The following is a 6,226-nucleotide window of genomic DNA, read 5'->3' as shown; positions in this document are numbered from 1 at the left end:
GCCGCATCAGCGGCTGTAAACGGCATGCGAGACGTTGCCTTCCGCGATGCCAAGGCAATGCCCCAGTACAAAGTACCTAACGAGCTCAGGGCTGCAGCGAAAACCGAGCGATTGAACGCCCAAGGGTGCTGAACATGGGTTTGAGTGTGGACCGCCGGGAAATCCTCACGGATGAGAATCTACACCCGCCGTTCCACTCAAAAATGAGAATCCCGGCGCTGTCACCCGCGAGTGCTCACCCGGACAAGCGCGAGACCATATGAGGTAGGCGGCGCCGCCGCGCCGCCTTTCCTTTACGCTCAGCTACGCGCGTTGCGCCCGTCACGAGCGTTTTTGCACTGGCGATCCGCCGGCGGCACTCAGTGACGCCCTGACGGCATGCCTCACAGGTCCCGGCGGAGTTTCTCATTTTTGAGTGTGGACTGTCAACACCAGCCGTAGAATGTAGTTAATCTCCAAGGGAAATGCGCTTTTCCAACAGTGGGTTTTGCGGAAAAGCACCAGCCGAAAATGTAGTTTTTCAGCAACATCTCAGTACAGGAGGTTCTTGGTCCACGAACGCCGAGACAACGTGGGTGTTTCGGTAGACGACATCGACGCCGGGGAGCAGGTTGAGGGCATGGTCCTAGAGGATCAGGGCCTGATCGTTATGGAGGCCAGGGAGGCCATTCCCTTTGGCCACAAGATCGCTCTGAATGACATTGCTTCCGGCGCAGAAGTGACGAGATACGCTTCATGCATAGGTGTCGCTACTCAGCAGATAGTCAGGGGCGAACATGTGCATACACACAACGTGAAGAGCGCTAGGTGCTGAGGCAGGGGTTGGGCGCCTGATGCGGCATCAGCACGGTTCGGAGGGGAGCGTCATCTCCGACGTGTGCTCAATCAGCCGGGAGCGGGAATACGACTGCTAGATGAGGAGGATTCAGTCATCGGATCGAGAACAAGTGGCAGACATTCCTAGGTTGTGGCGCGCAAGGGTTGGATGAGCGAGTAGGCGAAAACGAGCTGCGGAAACCCGGGAATCACGAAATCTACAAGGTCCCCGCCAAGGACTGGCCGGCAGGCAGCATGTGGGACATTGTCACACTGCCGCAATACACCGATGGCTATCAGAGGCACGAGGTAGCCGAGAAGCCGACCGGCCGCCAAATCCCGCAGGCAGAGTATACCTTTGGCCACATAAGGGGCCACTTCGGCTACATAAGCGAGAACCAGGTCGCGATCGGCGAGACGACAATAGGCGGACGCCCGGAGTTCGCAAATGCTAACGGTTGGTTCGAGGTTGTGCACCTGACGATGCTCGCCATGGAGCGCGGCACTTCCGCACGCCAGGCAATCCAGCTCATGGGAGATAAGGCCGTAAAGCACGGATACTCCGACTCGGGCGAGATGCTCTCGGTCGCGGACACAAAGGAAGCATGGGTGTTCGAGATCGTCGGGCCTGGCCCGCTATGGGAGAAGGGCAGCAATGAACCTGGCGCCTACTGGATAGCCCAGCGCGTTCCGGATGGACAGGTCGCTGTTTCGGCCAACTCATCCGTGATTCGCGAAGTTGATTTCGATGACCACGAGAACTTCATGTACGGCCCTGGGATCCTCGAGTACGCGGCGGAGAAGGGCTGGTACAGCTCGGCAAGCGGCGAGCAGTTCAACTGGAGGAAGCACTTCTGCGCCAGGATGAGGGATGACTACAGCGCCAAGCGTGTCTGGAGAGTCTTCACCTTGATATCTCCCTCGCTTGCAGGCAGCCTCGTCGAATCGGATCTGCCGTTCTCGGCGCCAGTTGACAAGAAGATCTCAGTTGCGGACGTTTTCGCAATGCACCGCGATCACTCTGAAGGCTCGAAGTACGACGGAAGCAAGTCTCTCACCGCTGGGCCGTGGAACAACCCCAGGCGGATCGAGGGTTATACATGGAAGGTTGACGGCAAGACATACGAATGGCATAGGGCCATATCTCTCACCCGGTGTGAGCACGTGTGCGTAGGCCAGGTTTGCGCATGGAATTCACCCGAGAGTCCTACTGGTGGGCCATGTCTGCGATCATGAACTACGCGGATCTCAAGTGGTCCCACATGATCAAAGACATAAACGCGCTGCAGAAGGAGTATGAAGGTCAGGAATTCCGGGCGCAAGCTGGGACAGATGCGACGGCGGTCGAGCTGTTCCAAACAAACCCCGAGCTTGGGCGGCAGTTCCTCGCCAAGTACTGCGATACGAACGCTGTTGAGGTGCGCGACGCCTGGTGGAGCCTTCTCGACTTCCTGATCTGGAAATACGACTCTGGGAGGATCATCGAGAATGGAAGGATCAGGTCCCTCGGATATCCGGAGGAGTGGCTCAGGCGCGTCATCCAACTCGATGAGCCTGACCACGCTGTAAAAAGGAATGGCGCAATCCGTGGAGAACTCAGATTGCATGCGTCTCCGAGTCGCACAGTCTGCCGGAGCAACGTGGCAGACTGCGCGACCGGCGGCAACCAAGCATATGCGGTTGCCCGAGGGTTCGCCCGGCGACGGTCGAGCCTCCCGTGTTTGGAAAGGAGCGCGAGCGGTGCGGCCTGCCGTCACAGGCCAATTTTAGCATTGCTTGCATTCGCCTCACGCGAGCGGTCTTTCACGTCGCTATGCGCCTCAGGCGTCCGAGTAAGAGGTGTGTGGCTGATGAAGCAATTCTCCAACGAAACACTGACCGATTGGTCCTCGCCGGCAAACCGCGCTCGCATGCAGGCGGAAATGGCGTCGGTAGGCTCTCAGCTTGGCAGCGACTACCCGCTCATCATTGGTGAGAAGAGAGTTGCTACCCCTCGGAAACAGGCTTCTCTCAACCCATGTAACCACCGACAGGCAGTGGGTTACGTGTCCAGGGCTGACGTGGCCCTGGCAGAAGAGGCCATGAGCGCAGCGTGGCGAGCCTTTGACTCGTGGAAGAAGACCACGGCAGAGGCTCGTGCAGCGTCGGTCATGAAACTCGCAGCTGTGATGCGCAGGAGAAAGGCCGAGCTTGCTGCGTGGCTGGTATTCGAGGTAGCCAAAAACTGGACCGAGGCAGACGCGGACGTTGCCGAGGCAATCGATTTCTGTGAGTTCTATGCCGGGGAAATGCTGAGGTATTCGCAGATGAATCCCGTAATGCCGCACCACGCCGAGAGAAATGTGCAGCGCTACATTCCTCTTGGCGTCGGTGTCGTGATCAGTCCCTGGAACTTCCCCCTTGCGATTCTCACTGGGATGACCACGGCAGCTGTTGTTGCCGGGAACACGGTCATAATCAAGCCCGCCAATACCGCTGGAGTGATCGCCGCCAAGTTCATGGAGACGATTGACGAGGCGGGGTTCCCCCCTGGCGTCATCAATTACCTTCCAGGGAGCGGCGCTGAGATAGGAGATTATCTCGTGGCGCACCCGCACACTAGATTCATCAGCTTTACAGGCTCCAAAGAAGTGGGGATTCGCATCAACAAGCTTGCCGCGTGCATCAGCCAGGGGCAGGTGTGGATCAAACGGGTGGTGGCGGAGCTCGGAGGCAAGGACTGCATCGTGGTGGACGAGACCGCAGATCTGGAGTCAGCCGCGCAGGCGATAGTCAAGTCCACCTTCGGCTTCCAGGGGCAGAAATGTTCCGCCTGTTCGAGGGCCATTGTCGTGGATTCCGTCTACGGCGAAGTGCTTGATAGGGTTCTTGACCTGACTGCTCGACTGACCTCTGGGCCTGCAATTGAGAACAATGACGTCAATGCTGTGATCGATGAGCACGCGCACAGGAGTATCATGGGCTACATCGGCATCGGCTCGCAGGAGGGGCGGATAGTGATCGGCGGAAGCGGCGACGCAGCGGCGGGCTATTACGTTGAGCCCACAGTGATCGCAGACGTGTTGCCAGGTAGCCGTGTTGCTCAGGAAGAGATATTCGGGCCAGTCCTGTCGTTCATAAGAGCGCGGGATTTCGACAACGCAGTCGACATAGCCAACGGCACCCAGTACGGGCTGACGGGCGCCGTATTCAGCCGGTCTCGGATGCGGCTGGAACGGGCCAGCGATGAAATGCATGTGGGCAACTTGTATCTGAACCGCGGGTGTACCGGCGCCCTGGTAGGAGTGCATCCATTCGGCGGATTCAACATGAGCGGGACCGACAGCAAGGCAGGCGGAGCAGACTACCTTCTTCTGTTCATGCAGGCCAAGGCGATCTCCGAGGCCTTCTAGACCGCGAAAACCAGAGGACATATGCTCGCTCGCGCGCAAAGGGCGGCGCCGCCCTTTGCGCGCTTCTGCGAAAGGCCTGCACTTAACAAGGACGCCGCCCGCGTCCCGTCCTACTGAGCGAGCCGCATGATCTCTGACCGAACGGAGTCATCGGCTATGCACCGGTTCTTCCTGTATATTCCCATGGCCTTGGTGACTGCCTGAGCGGAAGGCGCATCCGAGTTAAGCCGTACGTACCTGCGAAGAGCATCTTCCACTCCTGGCCGGATTCGTCCGGTTTCGTAATCGAAGTTGGGGGTGTTGTTCAGTCCTAGGATAAGCGCTGACAGTTCGTTCCGATAGTGTGTTTGTGCTTCGCTCGTGAATGGCGATGTGGGATGGTCCTCGATGTATGCCTCCCACGCACGGACTCTCGCGCCGAGCGAGTCCAGTGGAATCATCAAGGCGGCGTCGAGTGCCCACGGCCAGTTGGCCTCCATGTCCTCAAGTGCGAGGAAATCGCGATACTCGTCAGACAGCAGTGAACCGAACTCCTCGATGTAGAATCCGGGACGAGCCACAACAGTCCACATGCCTTCACCTTCGTACACCGGCGTGAGGCCTGCCAGATGGTACTCGTCAGAGGCCTTCAACGAGCTCGCGAGATCGGAAACGCGCTTGAACCCATCTTCCCCTTCAGCCTGATGCACCAGGTAATTGCTCTGCTCAGCGGCGACCTTGTTGTGAAAGTCCCTTAACTGGAGGAAGGCCACCTCCCTCAGTGCTGGAGGTGCATATTGGAATTGCTCCTTGTATGCCTTCGATGCCGCTTCGACGGATGGACCCGGCTTAGCAGGGTCCAGTGTCGTGAGATACTTTTCATAGTTGTCGGGGTTGATCGGAGGCATCACACTTACTGAGGCAATGCGTAGATTCCCATTGTTCCAATGCCATGTGGACCTTACCAGCGCTACCCCATTGGCATGATACACAGCCCATATCTTCTGGTGCACGATGACCTGAGAGACGCCGTCATCATTGGGCGCTAGCTCGATGGCGCCGCACGGATCCACAACGCTATCGAGGGGCTTTAGAAGCTTGCCGGATTCGGAGTATACGCCCTTATAGGTTTCTGAAAGCGATGCATCTTCGCTAGTTGCCTGGCGGAGATCAATGCTGAATGCGCCCTTCCTCGCAGGATCCTCGATTCTCAGCGTGTAGCCATCCGTGGCCGTGATATCGAGTTCGGGGCCTTGCGCGAGTACGCTCGGATCCACCAGGAACTTGGCCTTGCCGTCGTCCACAGAGACTACGAAGCAGTTCGTGATCCCACCCGATCCGCCGGTCGGGATCGAAACGACGATGTCTAGAGCGTGGCCGAAAACGATGCGGCCTAGGGTGACATCGCCTTTGTAGCCTGCGCTCAGCTCACCTAGGGGGAACGATATCGTTCGACCGGAGGCTCCGTCGACCACGACTATATCATGGGAGGAACAGAATAGGGCGCCGGCCTCGATCGGACGCCCCACGAGGCGTATGTCGTCGTCGATGCCGTCGCCGGTGACGTCTGCCGATCCGCTCCATTCCAGTTCACTCCCTGGCTCAAGCTGGACTGACCCCCTGGGAGCTGTAACGGCTTTCGCTGACGCTGCGACGCTGAATGCGATCGCAGTGAGAACTATGAGCACGCATGCTGCGAACTTGCGCAGGCGCTCTGCTGCTAGTGGCATTATCATCTCTCCTTTGCCTGCTGCTTGCTGGTGAATGACATACTCGGCGTCAACTCCAGTATACCAGCATGGCCCATAGGGAGCGTAGGTGCATGCTGGCAATGCCGGGCCGGCAGGCCCGGCTTTCCAGTGGCAGACTCTCCAGTGACAGGCATTGACGCCGGAGCCGCTGGCCGCAAAAACGATCTAGCGGGATAGGATGATGTCCCCATTAAGGACGGAACATGCTCGCCTATTTCGCAGGGAAGGCATTGGCGGACGTCCGTTTCTGATGCTGTCGGCGTTCAATGTCGATTTCGTCGACATTGA

The 6,226-nt window shown here is 58.3% G+C and carries 4 protein-coding genes and 1 riboswitch; of the genes, 3 read left to right on the top strand and 1 reads right to left on the bottom strand.

Translation table 11 applies throughout. From position 1 onward, the window contains the following. Positions 1–547 precede the first annotated feature (547 nt). The 3 genes from VB144_15365 (at position 548) to pruA (ending at position 4,208) form a co-directional block, all read left to right on the top strand. On the top strand, positions 548–814 hold the full coding sequence (locus VB144_15365) for a UxaA family hydrolase (protein ID MEA4885005.1): 267 nt from the start codon (positions 548–550) through the stop codon (positions 812–814). 167 nt (positions 815–981) lie between these two features. Further along, entirely contained in the window at positions 982–2,052 is a 1,071-nt protein-coding gene (locus VB144_15360) for a C69 family dipeptidase (GenBank protein ID MEA4885004.1), read from the top strand. A gap of 362 nt (positions 2,053–2,414) precedes the next feature. Then, positions 2,415–2,564: riboswitch (molybdenum cofactor riboswitch) on the top strand. A 99-nt stretch (positions 2,565–2,663) separates the two neighbouring features. Beyond that, a complete protein-coding gene (gene pruA / locus VB144_15355; protein ID MEA4885003.1) occupies positions 2,664–4,208 on the top strand; it encodes an L-glutamate gamma-semialdehyde dehydrogenase in 1,545 nt (514 codons plus the stop codon). Between the two features lie 110 nt (positions 4,209–4,318). On the opposite strand, the gene VB144_15350 is transcribed toward pruA, so the two are convergent. Beyond that, positions 4,319–5,917 carry a hypothetical protein gene (locus VB144_15350; GenBank protein MEA4885002.1) on the bottom strand — a complete coding sequence of 533 codons (1,599 nt, stop codon included), beginning with the start codon at positions 5,915–5,917 and terminating at the stop codon, positions 4,319–4,321. Positions 5,918–6,226: the final 309 nt, after the last annotated feature.

It is taken from the genome of Clostridia bacterium (genome assembly GCA_034926675.1).
Taxonomy (GTDB): domain Bacteria; phylum Bacillota; class DTU025; order DTU025; family DTU025; genus JAYFQW01.
This window is presented reverse-complemented; position numbering and strand designations above follow the sequence as displayed.

Excerpts from the sequence above, each read along its gene's own strand:
- VB144_15350 (MEA4885002.1), bottom strand. The coding sequence starts at position 5,917 with ATGCCACTAGCAGCAGAGCGCCTGCGCAAGTTCGCAGCATGCGTGCTC.